The sequence below is a fragment of the Alkalibacterium sp. 20 genome (assembly GCF_001885615.1).
In the GTDB taxonomy this organism is placed as follows: Bacteria; Bacillota; Bacilli; order Lactobacillales; family Carnobacteriaceae_A; genus Alkalibacterium.
The window spans coordinates 1-2,320 of the sequence record NZ_LSRN01000082.1; the positions used below are offsets into that span (position 1 = coordinate 1).

The 2,320-nt window shown below is 29.8% G+C and carries 3 protein-coding genes; all 3 read right to left on the reverse strand.

What is annotated here, in order from left to right; all coding sequences use genetic code 11:
* Positions 1 to 623: hypothetical protein (locus tag AX762_RS11330; protein WP_143139364.1), on the reverse strand; the 623-nt coding region annotated here is incomplete at its 3' end.
* Positions 613 to 1,770 (reverse strand): glycosyltransferase family 4 protein, encoded by a 1,158-nt coding sequence (locus AX762_RS11335; protein ID WP_083432952.1) that lies wholly within the window; start codon positions 1,768 to 1,770, stop codon positions 613 to 615. The genes AX762_RS11335 and AX762_RS11330, both read right to left, overlap by 11 nt.
* 25 nt (positions 1,771 to 1,795) lie before the next feature.
* Positions 1,796 to 2,320 (reverse strand): glycosyltransferase family 4 protein (locus AX762_RS11340; RefSeq protein ID WP_218162512.1); only part of this gene is annotated, 525 nt, incomplete at its 5' end.

The window sequence follows — 2,320 nt, forward strand, 5'->3', positions numbered from 1 at the left end:
AGAATCAATAGCATTAAAACAGCGACAACTGACTTTCTTGACCCCGTTAGGATTATTGTATATATGAATAATCCTATTAGACCCGTTGTAAAGATAAAATTCAACAACTTTCGTTCCTTTATTAATATCAAAGAACAAAACACGCCATAAAGCAGCATTAAAGCATCCCCGTTAGGATTCGTTGTAACAGATAACCTTATTCTCTCTCCACCACCGATATAGCCGAATGATAACATTGTTATCATAATAAGTATTGAAAGACCTAAGTATGATTTTATAAAGAAAGAATTATCATCATCAATATTAGTTACATTAACAACAAAAAAAATAAGAATAAGGTTTTGCATAAATGAAAATGCGCTTTTTAATGTTTGATTATAATTATAAGCAACAATAATACCCGAAAAAACAATGTATACAAAGAAGATAAACCAAATAATTATTGGCTTAGGAATAACGAATAAATTATTGCTCCTACTAGTTAGTTTTGATAATATTAATAAGATGACCATCCCACCACCTAATATTATTGGCATCATGGGAACTGGAAAAAAAACCGCTTGAAACCACCCCATATAGATCAAGAATAATAAATATAATAGTTTAGATAGCTTATACATCATTTGTAGTCATCTTATCATTTATAAATGAAATTATTTTTTTTGCTCTATTTCTAATATCAAATTCCTCAGCTGTTTGCAATGCTGCATCAGATTTTTTTTGTCTGAGTTCCTTATCATCTCTTAAAACTTTAATAGCTTCTGATAATTCTTCTATAGAGTTTGGGTCTATTCGTATAGAGTTATCATTATTTAGCAATTCATCATTGAACTCTAGATTTGACGAAATAATTGGTAAGCCACATGCTAACGCCTCAACAATTGCATTTGAGCACCCTTCAGCTAGTGTTGGTAAAGCAAATACATCCGCACAGTTCAGATATTTTGAAACCATATCGTGAGGTACTTGTCCAGAAAACAATACTTTACTTCCAGCAGAATCAATATCACCTGAGCCTATCAAGATAACTCTGACATCTTCTAAGTTTTCAATTGCTTCTAGTAGACGTTTTACACCTTTTCTATGATTAAACGCTCCAGTAAATGCAACAATAAATGAATCACTATTTAACCCTAATTCTAGACGTGCTTTCTGTTTATTCATTGGACGAAATTTGTCTCGATTCACCGAATTAGGAATTACGATACCCTCATCACTTTTAACCAATTTCATTTTTTTGCTTTCGTTCAAATTCTTTTTAGATACGCTGATGACTCCTGTAATTTTATCTAAACTGTCATAAATCTTTTTCTTATTGTATATGTCCGTAATCCAGATTGTACTTTCTCCAGTAGCAACAAAAATTGGTAGATTATATTCCTCAGCAAGTTCTCTTGCAACTACGCTATTATTCCAAAAATGAGCATATAGTAAATCAAAGCGATTATCGATTTTTTTGAACGCTCTTTTCACTGCCATATCGAAAAGTAAATTTGAAATGTTGTTACCAAATATTTTAAGTTTCGAAAATGACATATACTTGGGCTGATAAATATTTATTTTATTCCCTTTTACCGTTTCATCAACCCAGTAAATTTGCCTGATGGGTTTCTTTTTTCTTATAGATGTAGTAATACTTTGGGGAGCTATAGCAATACTACTTATACCTAAGTCGGAAATTTCACATATTAATTCTCTTACAAACGTGTGGGTTGGATCAAGTTTCGTGGGATAATTGGGTACTATAAAGCAAATCTTCAAAACATTCATTAACAAACCTCCAATATCTCAGTAATTATTCATTTAAATATATTATTTCATTATACATCCGTTGATATCTTTCGGTTATATCTTCCCAATTAAACCCAAGACTATTTTGAGTAGATTCATTTGAAAATCTAACATAATCCTTCATTATTTTAGAAATACAATATGATATTTCATTTATATCCATACTATTGACTCCAAATCCAACAATTCCATCATCAAAATAACCATCTATTCCTTGATATTTAGAATATACAATTGGCAGTCCTTGGCTCATTGCCTCTACATATGTTAATCCAAAAGTCTCTGTTAATGATGGCATCACAAATATATCAGAGATTCTATACTCATTAATTAAGTCTTCTTTTGATAAAAACGGAATATATTCTACAAAAGGATACTTTTTTATCAAATTAAATACCTTTTCATCCAATACTTTTCCAATTATTTTATATTTTATATTATATTTTATATTATTTTCTAAAATTAATTTTTCTATTGCTTTACAAACAGTCAATTGATTCTTTCTTTTACTCACATACTCAACCGTTAT

Excerpts from the sequence above, each read along its gene's own strand:
- AX762_RS11335 (WP_083432952.1), bottom strand. The coding sequence starts at position 1,770 with ATGAATGTTTTGAAGATTTGCTTTATAGTACCCAATTATCCCACGAAA.